The 22,294-nt window shown below is 36.3% G+C and carries 18 protein-coding genes; 14 read left to right on the top strand and 4 right to left on the bottom strand.

The features are described 5' to 3' along the window. Positions 1–155: 155 nt before the first annotated feature. On the top strand, positions 156–821 hold the full coding sequence (locus tag K412_RS0103790) for an MtnX-like HAD-IB family phosphatase (protein WP_081741722.1): 666 nt from the start codon (positions 156–158) through the stop codon (positions 819–821). Between the two features lie 29 nt (positions 822–850). Beyond that, positions 851–1,912: an iron-containing alcohol dehydrogenase family protein gene (locus K412_RS0103785; RefSeq protein ID WP_024831879.1), complete on the top strand. Its 1,062-nt coding sequence runs from the start codon at positions 851–853 to the stop codon at positions 1,910–1,912. A gap of 55 nt (positions 1,913–1,967) precedes the next feature. Here K412_RS0103785 and K412_RS0103780 read toward each other — a convergent pair whose 3' ends face one another. Next, positions 1,968–2,918 (bottom strand): L-lactate dehydrogenase, encoded by a 951-nt coding sequence (locus K412_RS0103780; RefSeq protein ID WP_024831878.1) that lies wholly within the window; start codon positions 2,916–2,918, stop codon positions 1,968–1,970. 221 nt (positions 2,919–3,139) lie between these two features. Here K412_RS0103780 and K412_RS0103775 point away from each other — a divergent pair, with 221 nt between their 5' ends. From K412_RS0103775 to K412_RS0103765, 3 genes are all read left to right on the top strand, one after another. Then, complete coding sequence (locus tag K412_RS0103775) at positions 3,140–3,532, top strand: bacteriohemerythrin (protein ID WP_024831877.1); 393 nt, start codon at positions 3,140–3,142, stop codon at positions 3,530–3,532. 134 nt (positions 3,533–3,666) lie between these two features. Then, positions 3,667–5,001, top strand: coding sequence for an FAD-dependent oxidoreductase (locus tag K412_RS0103770; RefSeq protein ID WP_024831876.1), 1,335 nt, complete (start codon positions 3,667–3,669; stop codon positions 4,999–5,001). A 130-nt stretch (positions 5,002–5,131) separates the two neighbouring features. Further along, positions 5,132–6,613 (top strand): MFS transporter, encoded by a 1,482-nt coding sequence (locus tag K412_RS0103765; protein ID WP_024831875.1) that lies wholly within the window; start codon positions 5,132–5,134, stop codon positions 6,611–6,613. Position 6,614: 1 nt separating this feature from the next. On the opposite strand, the gene K412_RS0103760 is transcribed toward K412_RS0103765, so the two are convergent. The 3 genes from K412_RS0103760 to K412_RS0103750 all read right to left on the bottom strand — a co-directional run bounded on the left by K412_RS0103760 (position 6,615) and on the right by K412_RS0103750 (position 9,179). Further along, positions 6,615–7,238, bottom strand: coding sequence for an HAD family hydrolase (locus K412_RS0103760; RefSeq protein WP_024831874.1), 624 nt, complete (start codon positions 7,236–7,238; stop codon positions 6,615–6,617). A gap of 61 nt (positions 7,239–7,299) precedes the next feature. Continuing rightward, entirely contained in the window at positions 7,300–8,805 is a 1,506-nt protein-coding gene (spoVB, locus tag K412_RS0103755) for a stage V sporulation protein B (RefSeq protein ID WP_024831873.1), read from the bottom strand. 107 nt (positions 8,806–8,912) lie between these two features. After that, positions 8,913–9,179, bottom strand: coding sequence for a DUF1294 domain-containing protein (locus K412_RS0103750; protein ID WP_024831872.1), 267 nt, complete (start codon positions 9,177–9,179; stop codon positions 8,913–8,915). A 250-nt stretch (positions 9,180–9,429) separates the two neighbouring features. On the opposite strand from K412_RS0103750, the gene K412_RS0103745 reads away from it, so the two are divergent. The 9 genes from K412_RS0103745 (at position 9,430) to K412_RS0103700 (ending at position 22,281) form a co-directional block, all read left to right on the top strand. Next, on the top strand, positions 9,430–9,858 hold the full coding sequence (locus K412_RS0103745) for an FHA domain-containing protein (protein WP_024831871.1): 429 nt from the start codon (positions 9,430–9,432) through the stop codon (positions 9,856–9,858). 26 nt (positions 9,859–9,884) lie between these two features. Next, positions 9,885–11,084 carry an FtsW/RodA/SpoVE family cell cycle protein gene (locus K412_RS0103740; protein ID WP_024831870.1) on the top strand — a complete coding sequence of 400 codons (1,200 nt, stop codon included), beginning with the start codon at positions 9,885–9,887 and terminating at the stop codon, positions 11,082–11,084. 25 nt (positions 11,085–11,109) lie between these two features. Beyond that, complete coding sequence (locus K412_RS0103735; protein ID WP_024831869.1) at positions 11,110–12,525, top strand: peptidoglycan D,D-transpeptidase FtsI family protein; 1,416 nt, start codon at positions 11,110–11,112, stop codon at positions 12,523–12,525. 129 nt (positions 12,526–12,654) lie between these two features. Next, complete coding sequence (locus tag K412_RS0103725; protein ID WP_024831868.1) at positions 12,655–14,412, top strand: bifunctional homocysteine S-methyltransferase/methylenetetrahydrofolate reductase; 1,758 nt, start codon at positions 12,655–12,657, stop codon at positions 14,410–14,412. A gap of 1 nt (position 14,413) precedes the next feature. After that, positions 14,414–15,202 carry a dihydropteroate synthase gene (locus K412_RS0103720; RefSeq protein WP_024831867.1) on the top strand — a complete coding sequence of 263 codons (789 nt, stop codon included), beginning with the start codon at positions 14,414–14,416 and terminating at the stop codon, positions 15,200–15,202. A 60-nt stretch (positions 15,203–15,262) separates the two neighbouring features. Further along, positions 15,263–16,981 (top strand): AMP-dependent synthetase/ligase, encoded by a 1,719-nt coding sequence (locus K412_RS0103715; protein WP_024831866.1) that lies wholly within the window; start codon positions 15,263–15,265, stop codon positions 16,979–16,981. Beyond that, positions 16,974–17,759 carry an inositol monophosphatase family protein gene (locus K412_RS0103710; protein WP_024831865.1) on the top strand — a complete coding sequence of 262 codons (786 nt, stop codon included), beginning with the start codon at positions 16,974–16,976 and terminating at the stop codon, positions 17,757–17,759. Before K412_RS0103715 ends, K412_RS0103710 begins: the two co-directional genes overlap by 8 nt. A 142-nt stretch (positions 17,760–17,901) precedes the next feature. Beyond that, on the top strand, positions 17,902–21,927 hold the full coding sequence (locus K412_RS0103705) for a hypothetical protein (RefSeq protein ID WP_024831864.1): 4,026 nt from the start codon (positions 17,902–17,904) through the stop codon (positions 21,925–21,927). 15 nt (positions 21,928–21,942) lie between these two features. Further along, the gene (locus tag K412_RS0103700; RefSeq protein WP_024831863.1) at positions 21,943–22,281 is read left to right on the top strand and encodes a hypothetical protein; all 339 of its coding nucleotides are present in this window, start codon (positions 21,943–21,945) and stop codon (positions 22,279–22,281) included. The last annotated feature ends 13 nt before the right edge of the window (positions 22,282–22,294 follow it).

The following is a 22,294-nucleotide window of genomic DNA, read 5'->3' as shown; positions in this document are numbered from 1 at the left end:
TACTATACAATAATAATTACTATTGCCAAGTTTTGCAACGATTATTTATCAATAAAGAGTAAAACTAAAATTAATTATAATAATGTTGTAGAGATATGGTATTATATGATAGAAAACACCATAGGCAGATTTTGTATGCCGGAACGGAGCAATGTATGATGAAAAAATTTGCATTTGTATCTGATTTTGATGGAACACTCACTGACAGAGATTTTTATCACATAGTAATGGATAAATATTTAAAAGATTGGGCATGGGATTATTATGATGAATGGAAGAGAAACAAAAAGATAAATGTGGATTTTCTTAATAAAATCTTCGGCTCAATGGACAGAAGCGAAGAGGAAATATTTCAGGATATACTGGAGTTACCCCTTGATCCATATGCTGTTAAATTTATTCAAATGGTTAAGAATAACGGTGGAGATTTCTTTATATTAAGTGCAGGTACATCATATTATATCAATAAACTTCTGGAGCATTTCAAAATTAAGAATGTTACTGTTATCTCAATGGAAGGAAGATATCATAACAGAGGAATTGAGATAATGCCAGATCCAAAAAACGAATTTTACTCGAGAATATGGGGCATAGACAAGCAAAAAGTTATCCTTTCATTGAAAGAAAAATACGAAAAGGTATATTTTGCAGGTGACAGTGAGCCGGATATCGGTGCTGCTAAGTCAGCAGATTGTGCATTTGCAACAGGTTCCCTTAAAGATTGGCTTACAAAAGAACAGGTTCCATATATAGCCTTTGAGCATTTTGATGAAATTGCAAAACATCTTATAAGGGAAAAAATACTTACGGATTTTGAGTAAAGATTATTTCCGAAGGAGGTACTTGAATGATGAATACTGTACACAGAATTGAAATTCCTTCCATACTTGAAGTTAATAATAATATTCTGGGAAGTGTAGGGGCATACATTGAAAGAGCTGGAGTAAATAATGTGGTAGTACTGTTTGGAGAAGGAATAAGGGATTTATTTGGTGAAAAAATTATGAATTCCATAGAGGCAAGAAAATCTCTTGCTGTTCTTGAAACCTATGACTACGATGATATAACTCTTGAAAACCTTATGCCAAAAGCATTTTCCATACCTTCCAAAACAGATGCCATTGTTGGAGTAGGGGGAGGAAAGGTATTGGATGCAGCTAAGTATATAGCTTTTTTAAACAAGCTTCCATTTATAAGCATACCTACATCAACTTCAAACGATGGTTTTTCCAGCTCCGGCTGTTCTCTGATAATAAACGGAAGACGTACGTCAGTACATGCTTCAATGCCCTTTGGAATAATTGTTGATTTGGATGTTTTAAAAAATGCACCTATGAAATTTATATATTCAGGTCTGGGAGACATCATCTCTAAAATAACTGCTGTATACGACTGGTATTTCGAGGAAAGGAACAATGCTGCAAAAGTTGATGACTTTGCTGCAATGATAGCAAAAAAGTCTGTAAATAGTATTGTTAGAATGCCATATACTCAGGTAACAGAAAACTTCTTTTTAAAGGAAATGGTAGACTCCCTGACAATGAGCGGAATTGCAATGCAGATAGCAGACAGCAGCGCACCTGCCAGCGGCAGTGAACATCTAATATCTCATGCATTGGATAAGCTTCTGGAAAATCCTCAGCTACATGGAATTCAAGTGGGGGTTGCAACATACCTAATGAGTAAAGTTCAGGAACACAGATATCAGAGGGTAGAAAAATTTCTGACAGATACCGGCTTCTTTGACTTTGTTGAAACCTTAAAAATGAATGCTGAAGACTTTGAAAAGGCAATTGACCTTGCACCATCCATTAAGCCTAGCAGATATACTTACCTACATGTACCGGAATACAGAGAAAAAGCAAAACAACTACTTAAAAGCGATGAAATACTTAAAAGAATTCTTATATAAATGAACTTATTCGGATGCTTGTCCAAAGGGCAGCGCATCCGAATAAAAGTACATTCTACAAATTAAGTCCACTGATAACTTGTTTCAAAGCTTGTGCAGATTTATTAAGTAATCCCATTTCTTCACTGCTTAGAGGAACATTTAAAATCCTTGAAACGCCATCAGAATTTACCTGGCTGGGAATACTGAGACATATGTCATTTAGATCATATTCACCTTCGAATAGGCTTGATACTGTCAATATTGAGTTTTCATTGCGGACAATAGCCTCCACAATTCTTCTTACAGCTAGAGCAACGGCATAGTAGGTTGCGTTTTTTCTGTCAATAATCTCATAAGCAGCATTTTTTACTTTGTCAAAAGTTTCATGTTTGAAGCTTTCATGGTCGCAGGATTTACATTCTTTGCAATATAAGTCCATGGGTATCCCGGCTATTGACGCAAGACTCCAAGTAGGGACTTCTGTGTCTCCATGTTCGCCGACTATATATGCGTGTACGTTTCTTGGGTCAACCCCCATATGTTCTCCTATAATGTATTTGAAACGTGCAGTGTCTAGAACTGTGCCGGAGCCTATAACTCTGTTTTTAGGGAAGCCGGACAACTTATAAGTTACATAGGTTAATATATCCACCGGATTTGTAACAACAAGCAAAATACAGTCTGTATTATATTTAATAATATTTCCCACAATGTCTTTAAAAATTTCAGTGTTTTTATTTACAAGGTCAATCCTTGTCTCACCCGGCTTCTGGTTTGCACCTCCTGTAATTACAATAATATCTGCACCTTTACAATCAGAATAATCTCCATTATATATTCTAACGGGCCTTACAAATGGCATACCGTGATTCATATCCATTGCTTCGCCTTCAGCTTTTTTTGAATTTCGGTCTATAAGTACAATTTCCGAAACTAGACCGCTTACCATTAATGTATAGGCAGTGGTTGAGCCTACAAAACCTGTACCAACAATTACTATTTTATTTATAGATTTATTTTTCATATTAAATAACCTTCACTTTCGTAAGAGTAATTTGCTTAGTATAAATATACCCTTATTTTGCAGGATATAACAATGATGAAGAAGATTTTCAGGTATAGTAGAAAATTTATACAGGTCTTTTATGAAGTTTAGAGTTGAAATTCAGTCCTATATATTGTTTAAATCTTGGGAAGTATGTATAATCTTTGGTATACACACTACAACATTAAGGAGGGTCTTATATGATAGAATGGAGGGACGAATTCACTCTTGGAATCGAGAAAATCGATGAACAGCATAAAAAGTTATTTCAGATAGCTTCAGAAATTTATGCTACCATGAAAAATCAGCTTATTACCGACAAATATGATGAAATTGTACGACTTATTACAGAGCTAAAAGATTACACGGTCTTTCACTTTACCTACGAAGAAGAATATATGCATAGTATAGGATACCGAAAGCTGCTCTCCCATAAAGTTGAACATCATGACTTTATAGAAAAAATCAGTAGTTTGGACTATGACCGGATAGATAGTGATCAAGATCAGTACTTAACGGAATTGCTTGATTTTACTGTAGAATGGATTGCAAATCATATAATGAAAACAGATAGAGACTATATAATCAAATAAAATTTCTTTAAGGTACATTCTAAGGTGGATGTACTTTTTTATTTATATAAAGAATAGAATACTGAATTTGTTTAAAAAATATATTAGGTGGTATATATGTAATATATTTACATGCAAACAGAGGAGGATATAATATGAAAATAGTAGTAATAGGATGTACACATGCAGGGACGGCAGCAATTAATAGTATGGTAAAACTCTACCCTAATTCGGAAATAACAGTTTATGAAAAGAATGATAATATTTCTTTTCTATCTTGTGGTATAGCCCTTTATGTAGGCGGTGTTGTAAAGAATCCACAAGGCTTGTTTTATTCATCACCAGAGAAGTTAAGAGAGATGGGGATAACAACCCGGATGCGTCACGAGGTTGTGGATATAGATATTGATAAAAAAACCCTGTTAGTAAAGAACATAGAAACGGGAGACAGCTTCGAGGACAATTATGATAAGTTATTAATTTCTTCTGGTTCATGGCCTATTATTCCTAATATTGAAGGTATTCAGCTAGAAGGAGTTCTTCCAGCAAAAAATTATAACCATTCAAAAGAAATAGTCAGCAAGGAAAAGTCCGCTCAGAGCATTGTTGTGGTGGGAGCAGGATATATCGGTGTGGAATTGGCAGAAGCCTTTGCCATGAATGGGAAAAAGGTTACTTTGATAGATACTGAAAGTAGAATACTCAGCAAGTATTTTGACAAAGAGTTTACGGATATTGCAGAAGAAACCATGAAATCAAAAGGTATTACACTAGCCTTGGGTGAGACTGTAACAAGCTTCATTGGAAACCAAAATAAAATAAAAAAGGTTAAAACAAATAAAGGAGAATATGATGCTGACCTTGCAATTCTTTGTATTGGTTTCCGACCAAGTACAGGATTGTTCAAGGACAAGCTCGAGATGCTGCCTAACGGGGCTATAGTAGTAGATGAATATATGCAGACAAGCAAAAAGGATATTTTTGCAGCCGGAGACTGTTGTGCTACGATTTATAATCCTACAGGAGCCAGACAGTACATCCCTCTTGCAACCAATGCCGTAAGAATGGGTACCCTTGCAGCATTAAATATAGAAAAGTCTACTGTAAAGTATTTGGGGACACAAGGAACTTCAGCAATAAAGATATATGACCTTAATTATGCAGCAACTGGATTGACTCAAAATGCAGCGAAATTTAACAATATTGATATAAAATCGGTTACAATCAGGGAAAACTACCGTCCAGAATTTATGCCGGATTATGAAGAGGTATTATTGAAAGTAGTATTTAATGCTAAAACAAGAGAGATTCTTGGAGCTCAGATTCTGTCAAAGGCGGATTTAACCCAGTCTGCCAATACATTGTCTTTAGCAATTCAAAAGAAATTGACTATTGATGAACTGGCGTTTACAGACTTTTTCTTCCAGCCTCATTACAACAAACCATGGAATTTCCTTAATACTGCAGGACTTCAAGCTAAAGACATTTAAACATTGATTAAAAAAAGCAGGCTGTCTTATAAAGACAGTCTTTTTTTGATATTAATTGAAGTTGATATGCGAAAATATTTATGTTATTCTAAAATGAATTTGTTTTAATACTAATTAGATGGAGTTAAATATGGAAAACACAGATAAACAATATAAAAATAAGGAATTAATCCTTGTAAACATTGTATTATTGACTTTTATGGCATGCCTAGACAGTAGCATTGTAAATGTTGCTTTGCCTGTAATGGCAAATAAATTTTCCGTAGGAATGAGTTCTATTTCAACAATAGTTTCAACGTATTTGATTGCCATTTCTGCGACGGTGCTGATTTTCGGAAGGCTGGGAGACATTAAGGGGAAAATAAAAATATTTAAAATAGGTATTGTTGTATTTACATTGGGCTCCTTATTGTGTGCTGTTTCCCCTTCGTTAAATATCCTTGTATTATCAAGAATTATTCAGGCTATTGGTGCGGCAGCTTTTATGGCAACAAACCAGGGAATAGTTACAAGAGCGTTCCCTGCAAATGAAAGAGGCAGAGCACTGGGAATTACAGGTTCCTTTGTTGCACTGGGTACTCTTGTAGGGCCTCCTCTGGGTGGTTTTATAGTTGACGTAGCAAGCTGGCAATATATATTCCTGATAAATATACCGATTGGTATATTTGCATTTATTATGGGATTAAAGGTTCTTCCAAAGGACGAAGAGAGCAGCGAAGGAAAGTTTGACATAAAAGGTGCCATTCTTTTTCTTATAACTATAATATCACTCTTTGCTGCATTGCTGGCAGGCGAGCAGATAGGTTTTCTTAAGCCGGTTATTTTGGCAAGTTTTGCAGTAGCTATTATATCATTTATATTATTTATTAAAATGGAAGGAAGAGTTGAAAGTCCTCTTTTGCAACTGAATATTTTTAGTAATAAGCTTTTTTCACTAAGTATTTTGTGTGGTTTTTTGCTTTTTGTATGTATGAACTGCTCAAATATTATAATGCCATTTTATTTTCAGGATATTATTAAAATGTCACCTTGGTTAACAGGAATATATCTTATGTCATATCCTTTGATACTTTTGGTAGTATCACCGATTAGCGGATTTTTGTCAGATAAAATTGGCTCTGAAATGCTTACTTTTGTGGGGCTGGCAATTTTTAGTACAGGCTGCTTTCTTATGGCTACTATTAATCAGACCTTTAGTCCTGTAAGAATTATATTGTTTATTTCATTGATGGCAGTAGGAAACGGTATGTTTCAGTCACCCAACAATTCACTTATTATGTCGACTGTACCTAGAAGTCGTTTAGGGATTGCAGGCAGCATTAATGCACTTGTCAGGAATCTTGGTCTGGTAGTGGGTGTATCTGTATCAACACTGGTGCTTTACGGAATGATGAGTTTTAAGTTGGGTTATAAAGTAACAAATTTTGTTGAAGGAAAGGAAGCAGAGTTTATTTTTGGAATGAGTTCTGCCTATATATTCATTGGAGCACTTTCCTTGGCTGCAGCAACTCTGACAGCAGTCAGACTATACAGAACCAAGAAAAATGCTAAGTCCAATGACAAATATACTGATGATCAGGATTTTGAAATAGGTGATATGGAAGCAAAATAATTTACAGCTTTAATATGTCAAGCAAATCAGCAGGCTTCTTGAAAAAGAAGTCTGCATTTATATTTTCAGCATTATTTGAGCCCCATAGAGCCAATGCAAACTTTACTCCGGCATTTTTTGCACATTCTCTGTCGAATACCGTGTCACCGATATACAGAGTTTCACAAGGAACAGCATTAAGCTTGTCCATGGCAAATAGCAAAGGAGCTGGATTTGGTTTATGCAGAGTGGTATCGTCTGAAGTGACAATAGATTTAAAATATCTAGTGAATTGCTGCAGACAGCTATCAATTTCAATTTCATACTGACACCTTGAGGTTACAACACCCATTGAGATATTTAACTCTTTAAGTTTTTCCAGTATTTCAGGTATTCCCTCAAATGCAGTACATTTTTTAAAACCTTCAATCAAGTAATGATAATAATCTTTTAAAGCCGCGTCAATATCAGTAAAACCATATCTCTCAAGAGAAATGGGAGTAGGAACACCATAACCCTTTAAGAGTTCTTCATTGGTAAAATATCTTCCGTGCTTTTTGAAAATAATGCTCTGGTATGCATAGTTTACTGCTTTTTCCGTATCAATCATTGTTCCGTCAATATCAAATATAATATATTTAAACATTTTTGCCCTCCAGGTTTTTTCCTCGATTATACAAGGTATTATAACACCAAAGGAGACATTCTTACCAGTTATGTTTACAATTATAGAATTTGGTTAAGTAGAATATAACGAAAAAGCAGATTCCAACTGACATCATTACATCAAATACCATAAAGTTGTCAGGAATAATGATGCTGACTATTCTCATTGCTGCAAAGCCAGCAAGCCCGCATATTACAAGTGTAACTCCCCTTGGCAGTGAAAATCTTATTTCGCAAGACTTGCGTATTTCTATTAAATTTAGAACCAGAGCAGTTAATGATGTAACAGCTAGAGAAATCCCTACACCGTATATGTTAATTGAGGGGATACCTGTTAAAATATATACAAGCAAAAGATCTTCAACGGAAACAATAATGGAATTTTTTAGATTTACATTCTGTTTTCCTAGTCCGTTAAGTATCCCGAAAGAGGCGGAAGCCACGTAGCTTATAAAATTACATATACCGGCCACCATAATCATTTTTCCCAAATCATTTCTTCCGTAAAAGAACAAGCCCAGTTTTCCGGGAATACATATTGAAACAAGCAAGGTCCCCAACCCTATCATACAGGATATTCTGAGAACTTGCGAAATCCGTTTTTCAGTACTCCACATATCCCTTTTACTTAGGCTTAAGGACATATCTGGAATTAGTACAGTCATCATGGAGCCTACAATTATAAATGGAAGGTTCACTGTAGTAAGGGCCATACCCATAAACTTGCCTATCTGCTGTAAGGCTACATCATAGTTTATCCCGGCACTCATTAGTCTTCTTGGAAGAATCAGGGTTGAAGCAGTGGTTAGTAAGGATGAAATAAAACCGTTCAGACACAGGGGGCAGGATATAACAAGAATGTCGGCTAGAAGCTGCAGGGGATTCTGTACTTTTGCTCCCGAAGGTTTAAGTTTTCGTGAGATTAGCTTGAAACCTGTCATCAGGAAGAGCATACTGATTAATTCTCCAACTGCAAGAGCAAAATAGGCTATAGTAACAGTACTTTTAATGTCATTTAGCTGCAGTAAGGCTATTGTAGCCAGAAGTATTGAAATTCTTATGCATTTTTCAAGAATATCAATTCCAGCTGGAATAGTATACTTTTCAAATCCGTAAAAAAAGCCTTTAAAAATAGCGGACATTGGGACAAACACCAGTGCCGGACAAATAATTCTCACAGCGCTTAGAGCTCGGATATCTTTTATAATGTATTTACTGATAAATGGTGCATTGAAAAATACCAGTACGGCTACGGCTATACTCCACAGCCCCAGAAAGCATATAGCTGCTTTCACGCTTCTGTGAAGATTCCTATAATCCTTTTTACTATTATATACCGCACAGGTTTTTGAAGTTGCGGTGATTAGACCATCTGTAGTAAGGCAAAGCAGCAGGGAATAGACCGGCATAATAAGCCCGTATAACCCAAGTCCTTCAGCTCCGAGTTTTTTTGAAAGAACTATTGAAAATGTAAATCCAATAAAACCTGTTACCAAGTTTGATAATGTAAGTATTGCTGAGTTTTTATAAAATTTATCAAGTCCCATTAAAATAAACCTCGTATTTGCTGTGTTAATTAAAGGTTATTCAAATAGAGACCTCATTATTCCATCATATAAAGGCATAAAAAAAGAGGCTTCATAATTTAATAACCTCATTTTTTAGTAAGAAAATATATAAAAACAAATTGAGAAATAATTATTAGGGGAATAATTGTCATGAAATACCAACGGCGGGTTTTATGCTTGAAAGTAAGCAGTCCTATATAAACACCTATACTTCCGCCCAAAATGGAAAGAAGAAAAAATGACCGTTCAGGAATTCTCCACAACCTGTTTTTTGCTTTATATTTATCAAGTAAAACCAGTATAAAACCTAATATATTTAAAATAATTACAATAGCGATGAAATATTTATGCATAAAGGCACCTCGTAATTTTTTAAACTACCTAAGAGAGTATTATATTTTATATCATACATTATTATACAGTTAAAGTGTATATTTTGTTCTATAAAATCTTAAAAATAAGTCAACTTTCCTATTTGGTAGTTATTTATAGTAAACGGACAGATTAGAGTGAATATACATTGGAATAAAATTCCATTAAAATTGAAAAAAATATCTAATTTATATATAATAAAGAAAAACTTATTGACTGGAGCATGGGTTTATGGATTTTAGTTCGCTTTCGGTAGTATTTAGAATCGTATTGGTTGTTTTGATTTTTATAATAATTTTATATGCATTAAAAATAATATCAAAAGATTTAAAAAGAGGTAAAGCCGGGAAAAACCTCGGATGGAAGCTTAGAATAGAATATTCTGGTGATAGGAGCAGTTTTGAAGAGGGAGAAATTGTCCCAATCGGCAGTAAACTCACAATTGGCAGAAACAAAAATAATCAAATGGTTTTGCCCTCAAGAGCTGTTTCTAACTTTCATGCAAAAATTTATTTTGAGGACGGCAGGTACATGCTGGAGGATTTGGACTCCACAAACGGTACTTATGTAAACGACAACAGAGTAGATAAGAAAAGTTTGCAGCCGGGTGACGAAATTAGAATTTCAGAGACGGTTCTAACTGTAACAGACGACGATTAAATCTGGCCGATATTTAGGAGAACCAAATGACTAAAAAATTAAGAATTTTCCAATTATTAATATATGTATTTCTATTTTTCGGTTTTTTGAACCTTGGAGTGTTAAAAAAACCTTTTGACCCAAAGGCAGGTATATTTTTCGGCATAATGATTGTAATCATAGCATTGACTACATGGATTCTAAAAAGATTTTATCCCATGGGAGACAGAATAATATTTCTTTTAGCAATACTGCTATGCTCAATAGGAATAATTATGCTGTATAGGCTCAACATAGACCTTGCTACAAAACAGCTGGTTTGGCTGTTATTAGGAATTTTGGCTTTCCTTTTTGTAGTACTTTTCCTTAAAAGAGGTCTTGCTAAATTTGCCCGTTTGAAATACCTCTTTCTAGCAGGAACCATAATGTTTATGTCTATGGCAACCTTTATAGGATATGAAATACTTGGTGCAAAAAACTGGGTTAAAATTGGACCTGTGAGCTTTCAGCCTTCTGAATTCGGAAAAATATTTCTTATATTATACCTTGCAAGTGCCCTCTCAAATGTAGATACAAGAAAAAAGCTCATGGAACCGGGTATAGTCATTTCAATATCATTGGGTTTTATGGTAATTCAGAGAGATTTGGGAACTGCGCTTATAATATTTGCAGTATCTGTTACTATGGTGTATCTTGCAACCTCCAAGAAACTGTATGTTTTAATTTCACTAGGACTATTTGCAGCGGGTGGAGCGGCAAGTTATGCGATGTTTGATCATATAAAAAGAAGGATAATGATATGGCATAATCCATGGCCTTATGTCTATAATGAGAGTTATCAACTGGTGCAGTCCATGTATGCCATTGCTACAGGAGGACTGTTCGGAAGAGGATTGGGAATGGGACATCCGGGTTATGTTGCAGTTAATGAGTCGGACTTTATTTTCTCTGTAATATGCGAAGAAATGGGTCTGCTAATGGGTTTCGCAATATTAATCTTACATTTTCTGCTTTTCTACCGTTCAATAAGAAGTGCGATACATGCAGAAAATAATTTTTCAAAGCTTCTCACTGCAGGACTCAGTGTAATGATTGCAACTCAAACTTTGGTTATTGTGGGAGGCGTAACAGGTTTTATACCGTTGACGGGAATAACACTTCCCTTTGTCAGCAGCGGAGGAACTTCCCTATTAATCAGTTTTCTTTCTCTTAGTATAATTCAGAAGGTTTCGGAAGGTGAAGACTGAATGGCAATGGAGGCTTAATTAGCATATGGATAATTTAACTAATAACATAAAACGCATAATGATAATTTTTCTGATTGTCTTCTTTGTTCTCATAAGCTATCTGGCTTACTTTACCCTTGTAAAGGGTCCTGAAATAGTTACAAGGCCTGACAACAGAAGAATGTGGGATATTAGAAACAAGGTTGTACGTGGAACTATATATGATAGAACCGGAAAGGAGCTTTCCGTCAGTGAGAAAAAGTCCAGCAGCGGGGAGTATAAAAGAGTATATAAGGGCGGCGCAGTTACAGCACATGCATTGGGATACTATGACCCGCAGTATGGGATAACAGGTTTGGAAAACTTATATGACAGCTATTTGTCCAGTAATATATCAGCGTCTCTGATGGCATGGATTGGTAACGGATTCAAAGAGGTTAATAAAAAAGGTGATGATGTTTACAGTACTCTTGATTACCAACTCCAAAAAACAGCATATGATGCCCTTGGTTCATCTAATGGTTCTGTAGTGGTACTCAAGGTTGATACCGGAGAAATACTTGCAATGGTGTCAAAACCTGCGTATGACCCCAATAACCTTAACAAGAATTGGGAAACACTTGTGAAAAGTAAAAATGTTCCACTGCTTAACAGATCAGTTTCAGGGTTGTATCCGCCAGGTTCAACCTTCAAGGTAGTAACGGCAGTAAGCGCTTTGGAGAATATTAAAGGTATAAAAAACGAGACCTTTAACGACAAGGGAAAATTGAATTTGGGAGGAGGATATACTCTCAGCAATGACCATGGTGAAGTTCTCGGAAAAATAAATCTTGAAAAAGCTCTTGTAAAATCAAGTAATGTTTTTTTCGGAAACTTGGGCATAAGGCTGGAAAATGATTTATATAAGACCGCACAGGATTTTAGGTTTAACAAAGATATACCGTCCGATGGTATTATAATTGATAAAAGCAGATTTCCAAAGTACAAGAGTTATGAAAAGGGTAATATGGCACAAAGTGGGATAGGGCAGGCGGAAGTACTTGCTACCCCAATGCAAATGGCCCTCGTTGCTCAGACAATTGCCAATAACGGAGTTATGATGAAGCCTACGTTAGTTAATAAAATAACAGATTATAACGGCAGCATCATACATACTCTTAAATCATCAGAAGTAGGGCAGATTACATCTGCAGAATATGCAAGTGAGATAAGAAAGTATATGAGAGATGTTGTGTCAAAGGGAACAGGAACAAGGGCACAAGTAAGCGGAATTCAGGTTTGCGGAAAAACGGGAACTGCTCAGCACATTGAAAGCAAGACTCCTCACAGCTGGTTTATAGGCTTTGCACCATACAAAAATCCTCAGATAGCAATAGCAGTAATAGTTGAAGAAGGAGGCTACGGCGGTGTTGCAGCTGCTAAAATATCTCAGAAGGTTATGAGTAAGCATTTTTATAAATAAATTAGATATTTTATGTTTTCATACAAAAGAACAGTATCCTTGACTGCTTTAGTAACAAAAAGTATAATTTTCAATGGAGGGTGGCCTATACACCCGGCTATTTTATAGAAAACAAAAGGTAAGAAAAACATGAATATATTCAGCAACAGAGATTATTTCCTTTTTGATGGTGCCATGGGTACCTACTATTCGACAAAGCATAAAAGCAATACGCCCTGTGAATTTGCTAATATTAGTGAAAGAGAAAATATCTTTAATATTCATTTAGAGTACATACAAGCTGGTGTAAATGCCATTAAAACAAATACATTTGGTGCAAATCGTTTTTCACTTGGCTGTCAGCAGTTGGAGGCTGAGAAGATTATAAAAGCAGGATATGACATTGCTGTACAGGCTTGTTCCGGGCATGATGTGGCGGTTTTTGCGGATATTGGCCCAATACCTGACGGAAAAGGAGCCAATCTAGATGAAGAATACAAGAGAATTATTGATATATTTCTAGAGTGCGGAGCTAAGAACTTTCTGTTTGAAACCTTTGCAAATACTGATATTTTGATGGGGGCTGCAGCTTACATAAGACTGCGTTTACCAGATGCTGTTATCGTCACCTCTTTTGCAGTTTATCCTGATGGTTATTCAAAGGAAGGACTTTTTTATATTGATATATTGGACAAAATGCATGCCAGTGGGCTTGTTGATGCGGTTGGACTAAACTGTATAAGCGGCCCTGCTCACATGTATCGTCTCATTGAAAAAGCGGATATCAGGGGTAAAAACATTATTATTATGCCTAATTCGGGATATCCGGGTTCAGAGAGAGGCAGAACTGTTTATATTGACAATTCTGAGTACTATGCTGAAAAACTTCTGGATATAATGAAGTTGGGAGTAAAAATCCTTGGTGGCTGCTGCGGAACCACGCCACGGCATATCGCTGCTGCGGCAAAGTTATTAAATAGTCCTCAAACTGTTGAATCCAATGCAGGAATAAACACTCATATAGAGACATGTGACCTTGCAAATGAAAATATTCTGGACAAACTTATTAAGAATAAGAAGCCAATACTGGTAGAAGTTGATCCTCCTTTTGATACTAATTGGGAGTACATGCTAAGGGATACCCTTATTCTTAAACAGGCAGGGGCAGATATTATTACTATTGCTGATTCGCCTCTAGCAAAGGCAAGGGCCGAAAGTACCATTATGGCTGCAAAAATTCAGAGAGAAGCAGCTATACCTGTTATGCCACATATAACCTGCAGAGATAAAAATCTTTTGGGGATAAAAGCATCACTTTTGGGTGGGCACATTGAAGGCATAAGAAATGTGCTTGTTATTACAGGTGACCCTATTGCAAATATTGAGCGAAACAGGATAAAAGGAGTTTTCAGCTTTAATTCTTCCAATCTTGCAAATTATATTAAAAGCTTGAATAGTAATGTTTTTTGCGGACAGGACATTAAAATAGCCGGTGCTTTAAATGTAAATGCAGTAAATTTTGGTGCTGAGTTAAAAAGAGCTTTTACTAAAGTCGAAAACGGAATCAGCTGTTTTCTTACTCAGGCGATTTATACAAAAAGCGCTATTGAAAATTTGCTAAAAGCGGTTGAAACCCTGAATGTACCTATATTCGCAGGGTTTATGCCAATAGTGAGCTACAGAAATGCCCAGTTTATAAATAATGAGGTTCCGGGAATAGATATAGATATTGAAACAATTGAAAAATTCCGGGATAGAAGCCGTGAAGAGGCAGAAAAGTTAGGAATAGAGATTACAATGGATATTATTAAGGAAGTTTATCCCCATGTTGCCGGCTTTTATCTTATGACTCCTCTTAAAAGAACGGGTGTAATATGTGAATTGATAAAAAAAATTAAGGAGATATAAAATGATAATAGTTGGAGAGAAGTTAAATAGTTCCATACCTAAAATGTTTGAAAAAATGAAAGCCAAGGATACCGAAGCTATTAGGCAAATAGCCATAAGTCAGCAGGAAGCAGGGGCAAGATATCTTGATATTAATACGGCGATATTCAGAGAAGAAGAGTTTGAAATGCTAAAATATATTCTGGATATTGTTCTGGAAAATACTGATTGCGGAATCATGCTTGATTCACCTTCACCTGCTGTAATAGAAAAGGCTTTGCCTCTTTTATCAGGCAGAGATATAATAATAAACTCTGTAACGCTTCAGGATAGAATAAATGAGCTGCTTCCGCTGGCTAAAAGTTACAAGACCGGAGTTGTAGGACTGCCTATAGACACCGAAGGTATTCCTAAAACGGTGGAAAAGAGAGTGGAAAATTCCCTTAAGCTAATTGAAATTATGAACAAGGAAGGTATTAAAAATACCGACATATACATTGATGCACTTGCAGAAGCGGTAGCTGTGGAAAGCGAAGCATCAGCCATAACCATAAAAACAATAGAAGGTGTCAGAAAAGCTCATGAAGACGTTCACCTTATTTGCGGAGTTTCAAATGTTTCTTTCGGACTCCCTAAAAGGACGGATATAAATTCTGTTTTCCTTTCTGCTGCAATTTTTGCGGGACTTGATAGTGGTATTGTAGATATAACCAATGAAAAAATTAAAAGCACTATTTATACTGCTGAAATGATCGCAGGTCTTGATGAATATTGCATGGAATACTTGGGTTATATTAGAAGTAAAGAATAAACTCAGCATATATGATAAAATAATTTATCAAATCCATAAAATCTAGGAGAAGGTAGCATCGTGAAAAGCAAACCATTATATGAGGTAAGAAAAATATCTAATCTTAAAGACATGATAGAGCAAAGTGCGAGTCTGTATGGCTCCAAGCCTGCTTTTCTGGTTAAACAAAAAGGGGACTCTGCATATATTCCCATTACTTTTAAAAAGTACAAGGAGGATATTGATGCACTTGGAACTGCACTTATCAGTCTTGGATTGAAAGGCAAAAAGATTGCTCTGATTGGCGAAAACAGGTACGAATGGGCCACTACTTATTTAGCTGTGTGTAACGGTACAGGCATTATTGTGCCCTTGGACAAGGAATTACCACAAAACGAGATTGAAAATTGTCTTATGAGAAGCCATGCAGATGCCATAATTTTTTCAGGTAATGTGTCAAAGAATATTTCTGGTATACTCAGAAATATTACTACTTGTAAATATTATATAAATATGGATATTGCTGAGGATTCAGACGGACAGATGTCATATGGACAATTGCTTGAAAAGGGGTATGACCTCATAAAGAGTGGAAACAGAGAGTTTCTGGATGCAGTTATTGATAATGAGAAAATGAATATACTGCTCTTTACTTCGGGTACAACTGACAAGTCAAAGGCTGTTATGCTGTCTCACAGAAATATTGCAGAAAACCTGATGGCTATGTGTTCTATGCTTTATATAGATGAAAAGGATGTTTTTCTGTCTGTTTTACCTATACATCATACATATGAATGTACCTGTGGATTCCTGTGCCAAATGTACAGGGGATCTACCATTGCATTTTGTGAAGGATTACGTCATATTGTTAAAAATCTTAGCGAATCAAAGTGTACTGTTATGAATGGTGTACCGTTGGTTTTTGAGTCTATATATAAACAATTAATGCATCAGGTTTCTAAAAAGCCAGGAGGAGCAAGAAAATTAAAATTTGGAATAAAGCTCAGTAATGCCCTTGGTAAGTTAGGAATTGATGTGAGGAAGAAACTTTTTGCTGAAATTCATAAAGCCTTGGGAGGACATTTGCGACTCTTCATTAGCGGAGCAGCTGCTATTGACCCGGAAGTAGCAAAGGGGTTTAGAAATATTGGAATACAGCTTGTTCAGGGTTATGGTCTTACAGAATGTGCACCTATTGTGGGATTAAACAGAGATTGTTGGTTTAAGGATGATGCTGCAGGTTTACCTTTACCGGGACTTAAGGTGGCAATACATAATCCTAATGCTGAAGGTGTCGGAGAAATAAAGGTATCAGGACCAAGTGTAATGCTGGGCTACTATGAGAATAAAGAGGCTACCCAAGAGGTTGTCAGGGATGGATGGTTTTACACAGGAGATATGGGATATCTGGATTCCGACGGATTTATTCATATAACTGGCAGGATGAAAAATGTAATCATTACAAAGAATGGTAAAAATGTTTACCCTGAAGAAATTGAAACACTCCTTAACAGAAGTGACTATATAAAAGAATCCATGGTTTTTGGGAAAAATGATAATGATGATGTAGTTGTATGTGCCCAAATTGTGCCTGAAAGAGACAAGATTGAAGAAGACTTTAAAAACGGTATTCTTGACAGCAGTGATGCTAAAGTTGTTATAAATCAAGAGGTTAAACGGATTAACAAGAAACTGGTAACATATAAATATGTAAAAGAATTTACTCTCAGGGATACAGAATTTGAGAAAACTACAACTAAAAAAATTAAGAGGTATCAGGAGCTGAAAAAAGGTGAGTAATATAATAGAAACTGCAATAAATGATGCTGTAAAAATGGTTCGTGAGGCGGGGGAACTCTTACTTCAGAACGTGGATGACAAAAAAGTTATTACCAAGAACGGTACTGCAAATTTTGTTACTGAAATAGACTTGAAAGTTCAGGAGATATTATTCGGTAAGCTGGTTAATTTGCTGCCTGATAGTAATATTATTGCTGAAGAAACAGCAGATAATAAATTTACCCTAGAAAAATACACATGGATACTTGACCCTGTTGATGGAACTACAAACCTTATGTATGGGTACAAATGTTCCGCCATAGCTCTTGGATTGGTGGTGGACGGCGTTCCATATGCAGGAATTGTATATAATCCCTTTTTAAATGAAATGTATACGGCTCAGAAGGGTAAAGGAGCATTCATAAATGACAAGAGAATCGGGGTAACTTCAAACGGGAGTCTGTCTAACAGTCTTGTGGCCTTCGGAACTTCACCCTACGACAGAGAAAAGGCCGATGAGACCTTCAGAATAACCAAAAACGTGTTTGGAAAATGCAGAGATATAAGAAGGAGCGGTTCTGCTGCTCTAGATATATGTAATGTAGCTGTCGGACGTACTGATGGGTATTTTGAAATGGAATTACAGCCTTGGGATTATGCAGGAGCATCCATAATTCTGAATGAAGCAGGCGGTAGAATAACCGATTGGCAGGGCAAGGATTTAACCTATATTTCAAAAAGTTCAGCAATTGCTACAAACGGGCTGATACATAAGGAATTGATAGAAGCAATGAAATAGGTTTATAACATGAATATTTCACCGGGTCAGAAAATGACTCGGTGTTTTTATATATCTATATAAATTATATTTATATTTCGGATGTAAAATTTCCTTAAAAATTTACTTAATATTTAGAAGTTAATTTTTAAGGAGAGATAATATGAACACCGGAAGTGCCGTTGCAAGAAAATCTCAACAGTCCTCGAATTTACTATATAGCAACAGTCAGAAAAAATCTTCTGTGTCAAAGACCGCTAGTAAAAAGCCAAACGTACGAGTGACAGAATTTTCACAAATAGTTGCACTACTTCTTAATGACCCTGATTCAGTAACACGTGATGAATTTATGTTCTTTCAGTCAAAGTTGGGCTACAGTCAAACAGTTAGGCTCATGACAGAAGGTAGAAAACGTAAGCAAATGGTAAAACAGGGTAAGGAGATAGACCAGAAGAAAAGTTCTCTTACCCTTATAGATAATACTAAGGACACTAAAGAATCAAATAAGGATATCAATAAACCTCAGGAGGAAAAGACATCTTCTACTACTGAGGTTAAGTCTCTTAGCAGTGAAGAAACAAGTAAGCCTAAAGCAGAGAAAAAGCAGGAAACCCCTGATTCACATTATGTAAATACAACTAAGGATAAAAATAAAGAAAATTCCCATACTGGAAAATATTCTCAAGTGAAGCAAACAACACAAAAACAGACAAAGGAAACAGTCAAGCAAAAAACAGATACCAAAAGCTCTGCTCAATTGACAAATGCAAATACTGCAAAGACTGTGGCTGTGAAAACTCAGGAGAATACACAAATAAAACAGAAAGCTCAGACCAAGGCTGCGACTCCAGACAAAAAGCAATCGGAAAAGAAACAGCAGCAGAAGGCACCTGCACCATCCTTTGGAAAGGAAATAGCCGCTATTGCTTCAGCTACAGCACCAGGACAAAAAGCTAAAAAAACTCCTGAGGTAAAAATAAAGGGTGGAGACCCGGGAAGTTTATTGTCACAGTTGGAAAATGTACCGCCTACACAGGCGCTAAATGCATATTCCCAGGTAACAGCCCTGTCGGGAGAAGCATTAAAAAACCAAACTCAGAAAACCCAAAACAACGTACCACAAATAAAGGCACCTACAGGGATAACGGCAATATCCAAAAGCAAAAAAACTAAAAAGCCCTTAAAGACCTTTAACCATGCAGTACCAACAAGTTTTAAAGCTGAAAAGACAGGCAAAGCACAAGACGGAGCTAAAAACTTTGATATAAACATAAACAGTGAGGCAGAGCCAGACGAGATAATGGCACAAGCAAAGCTGCAGACTGCAAACACACCGGGAGTTGAATTTACCGGAGAAGCAGACCCATCACAGATGGAAGGCTACAATGCCGAAATGTCTCAGAACGTACAAGCAGCAAAACAGCAGGAACTTGAACAGATACAAAATGACTTTGGAGAAAACAATATATTCCCCGATGAAGATAACACAATCCTCAAAGCCAAAAAAGCATTAAAAGGAACAACAGCAAAGGCATATAAAGCCCCAAAAACACTTGAAATTCCGGTAGAAATGGAGGCACAGCTGAACAAAACCCTTGGGCCAAAAATGAAAACCAAGCTAACAGAGCAAAAAGAAAAATATCAAACAGGACGAGAAAAATTCGATTCGGATGTAAAAGCTGCAAGAGCAGAATCAGATAGCCGAATAATGGCAATGAAAGCGGAAACAAGCAAAAAGCAGATGGAGGAACAAAAAGGTGCCCAAGCAGAAGTAGAACGTCAAAGAAAACAATGGAGACAAGAAATAGATGGGGCAGTGGCAGAATACGACAAGCAGGCAGAAGCTGAAACAAAAAACAAAACCAAAGAAATAAACAAAATAAAAGAAGAAAAGAATAAAGAAATTAAAGAAAAAATGGCAAAAGCAGAAAGTGATGCCAATCAGGAATGTAAAACAGCAAAGAAAAAAGCAGAAGATAAAAAGAAAGAGCATGAAAAGGAAAAAGAAAAAGAAGACAAGCCATGGTATGCAAAAGCCATAGACTGGGTAAAGGACAAAGCACAGAAATTCATAGAAGGTCTAAAAAAGGCACTGAATTTCATATTTGACGCACTGAGAAAGGCAGTAAAAGTCATATTTGATTTGGCCAAAAAAGCAATAAACGGACTAATAGAGTTAGGCCGAAGAATGATAGTGGGACTTATCAAAGGGCTGGGAGCCTTCCTGAAAGGACTCGTAAAAATAGTATTTGCCAAATTCCCAGGAATATCGAAAAAAATATGTGGCTTTATAGATAAAACAGTAGACAAGGCAGTAAACAAAGTAAACGCATTGGCAGATAGCCTGAAAAAAGGAGTAAATTCGGTGCTGGATTTCCTGTCAGGAACATTGGATAAACTACTGGGAGTTGTACAGAGCATTTACAATGGAATATTGACCTTTACGGGAATGTTAATCTCAGGCCAGTTTGCTGAAATAATGGAGGGAATAAAAGCATTAGGAGAAGCTGCAAAAGCGTCACTGCCTCATATAGAAGGAAAGGTCTGGGAACAGCTGCTAGGAGTAGACCTGACACAGCCTATGGAAGACCAGGCAGCAGAAGGAGGACAGCCACAAGGCCAGACAGTAGAAAAATTAACCGAGAACGATATAGTCATAGAACAAGTTGAGAAAGGTGAAATAACTCCTGAACTTCTGGAAGACATAAACCTAAAAGACGGAGAAACAAGGGAACTACAGGGAAGTTCCAACCCCCATACCACAGAAAGCATAATGGAGGAATTTGACACACAAAAAACAGGCAACAGCTTTGGGGACGGACTAAAGACACGAGCCCAAAACGCAGAAAAGATTCTTGACCAGATAAAACAATTTGTAATAAAATGGTTAAAAGATAACTGGTGGAAGCTGCTGCTGGGAGTACTGGGAGCACTGGCTGGAATAATAGCGGCTGAAATAGTAACAGGGGGAGCAATAACCGCAGCACTGCCTGTAATAATAAACGCAATAACCACGGCAATGAATGCGGCCATGGTAGTGTCCATAATAGATACCATAGCAAAAGCGGCAGGCTACATAGAAACATACCTGACACAGGGATGGGCAAGACACATACAACCTGCAGCAATAGCTCTTGCAACAGCCTTGGCAATGGGGTTGGTAGAACTTGCAATGGCACTGGGCTTCAAATTAGCCGGAAAAGGCATAAAAGCGGCCAAGAGTGGTATCAAAAAAGGAATAAAAACAACTGCCAAAGGTGCAAAGAAGCTGGCTACAACAGTAGGAAAAGGCATCAAAAGCCTGCTGAAATCAGGAGCAAAACTGGTATCCAAAACAGGCAACATGATAATCGAAAACGGAAAGATAATCATAAAGAGCCTGAAAAAAGGATTCTCAAAGGGAATAAAGAAGCTCAACGGCCTGATAGAAAAAATATTAAGCAAATTCAGATTCAAAAAATTCAAAATAGAGCGAAAAGGTCGGCATATACGAATATACGGGGAAGTCAACCCGTGGGTACTGCTCTATGATGGAACAATAGAAAAAATAGACCGTAAAAACACCCATGCAGGAGACATAATAGAGCACGAAGGAAAACGTGGAATAGTATTAACCCGTAACACTAAACCAACCGCCAAAGTCAACGACCTAAATGCATTAAAGCAGGGAGAACGGAAAGCAATTTATGAAAATGCTTTAGAGAATGGCGGGAAGGTAAATATTAAAGCAACTAATACAACAAAAGAAGTAAGATATAAATATAATATGGTTGAAAACCCAGGTCCTCTTGCAGAGTTAAATCCTAGTGCGGCATCAACTTTTTCAAGTGGAAAATATGATATTGAAATTCTTAAAGAAGATAGAATATTATATAGGGGTGGAAAATCTGGAGGTGGTAAAAATGGCTTTGGCCAATACTTTACTCAAACTCCACCAGAGTCTAGTATTAAAGTTAGAATTGATACAGCAGTAAAACCTCAGTGGATTGATCCTAGAACAGGAGCATTAACAGGTTCATCGCCAATTGAAGTAGTGTATGCTGTAAAGATTCCTAAAGGTACTACAATATTTAAAGGACCTGCAGGATATCAGTCAGATATTTATTTAGGGTCACATGAACAAATATTTGTTTCTAAACCATGGGAAATACCTGGAGTTAAAGTGATTTCTGAAACTCCACTGCCATAAGGGGGTACATAGTAAATGGACGATAGTTATTCAATTGCAAATTTGGAAGAACTTGGAGATATGTTTAAAAAGTTATTAATAATACTAGAAAAAGAAGGTGATTACGAAGTGAAATATGCAAAAACAGTATTAAATAAAATAGTAATTGATATTGAAAATATATTACTGAATACTAATACAATCAACTTAACCGAGGTATTTTATGGCATAATTCAGGATTACAAAAGTTTATATCCACCAAAAAGCGGATTAACAGAATTTTTTATTTGGCGTGATGATTACAATGAGAGGGTAAAAGCTAATAAAAATCTTGATGATTTAAAGAATAATATTAAGAAAATTATTGGGGTTTAATATATTATAAAAT

Origin of the sequence: Ruminiclostridium josui JCM 17888 (assembly GCF_000526495.1) — a bacterium.
Taxonomy (GTDB): domain Bacteria; phylum Bacillota; class Clostridia; order Acetivibrionales; family DSM-1351; genus Ruminiclostridium; species Ruminiclostridium josui.
The sequence above is the reverse complement of the archived record's forward strand: the minus strand, read 5'-3'. Positions and strand labels throughout refer to the sequence as shown.

Excerpts from the sequence above, each read along its gene's own strand:
- spoVB (WP_024831873.1), bottom strand. The coding sequence starts at position 8,805 with ATGGGACTTGATAAATTTTATAAAAACTCAGCAATACTTACATTATCA.
- K412_RS0103765 (WP_024831875.1), top strand. The coding sequence starts at position 5,132 with ATGGAAAACACAGATAAACAATATAAAAATAAGGAATTAATCCTTGTA.
- K412_RS0103735 (WP_024831869.1), top strand. The coding sequence starts at position 11,110 with ATGGATAATTTAACTAATAACATAAAACGCATAATGATAATTTTTCTG.
- K412_RS0103760 (WP_024831874.1), bottom strand. The coding sequence starts at position 7,238 with ATGTTTAAATATATTATATTTGATATTGACGGAACAATGATTGATACG.
- K412_RS0103775 (WP_024831877.1), top strand. The coding sequence starts at position 3,140 with ATGATAGAATGGAGGGACGAATTCACTCTTGGAATCGAGAAAATCGAT.
- K412_RS0103750 (WP_024831872.1), bottom strand. The coding sequence starts at position 9,179 with ATGCATAAATATTTCATCGCTATTGTAATTATTTTAAATATATTAGGT.
- K412_RS0103720 (WP_024831867.1), top strand. The coding sequence starts at position 14,414 with ATGATAATAGTTGGAGAGAAGTTAAATAGTTCCATACCTAAAATGTTT.
- K412_RS0103790 (WP_081741722.1), top strand. The coding sequence starts at position 156 with ATGATGAAAAAATTTGCATTTGTATCTGATTTTGATGGAACACTCACT.
- K412_RS0103745 (WP_024831871.1), top strand. The coding sequence starts at position 9,430 with ATGGATTTTAGTTCGCTTTCGGTAGTATTTAGAATCGTATTGGTTGTT.
- K412_RS0103785 (WP_024831879.1), top strand. The coding sequence starts at position 851 with ATGAATACTGTACACAGAATTGAAATTCCTTCCATACTTGAAGTTAAT.
- K412_RS0103700 (WP_024831863.1), top strand. The coding sequence starts at position 21,943 with ATGGACGATAGTTATTCAATTGCAAATTTGGAAGAACTTGGAGATATG.
- K412_RS0103780 (WP_024831878.1), bottom strand. The coding sequence starts at position 2,918 with ATGAAAAATAAATCTATAAATAAAATAGTAATTGTTGGTACAGGTTTT.
- K412_RS0103725 (WP_024831868.1), top strand. The coding sequence starts at position 12,655 with ATGAATATATTCAGCAACAGAGATTATTTCCTTTTTGATGGTGCCATG.
- K412_RS0103705 (WP_024831864.1), top strand. The coding sequence starts at position 17,902 with ATGAACACCGGAAGTGCCGTTGCAAGAAAATCTCAACAGTCCTCGAAT.
- K412_RS0103770 (WP_024831876.1), top strand. The coding sequence starts at position 3,667 with ATGAAAATAGTAGTAATAGGATGTACACATGCAGGGACGGCAGCAATT.
- K412_RS0103740 (WP_024831870.1), top strand. The coding sequence starts at position 9,885 with ATGACTAAAAAATTAAGAATTTTCCAATTATTAATATATGTATTTCTA.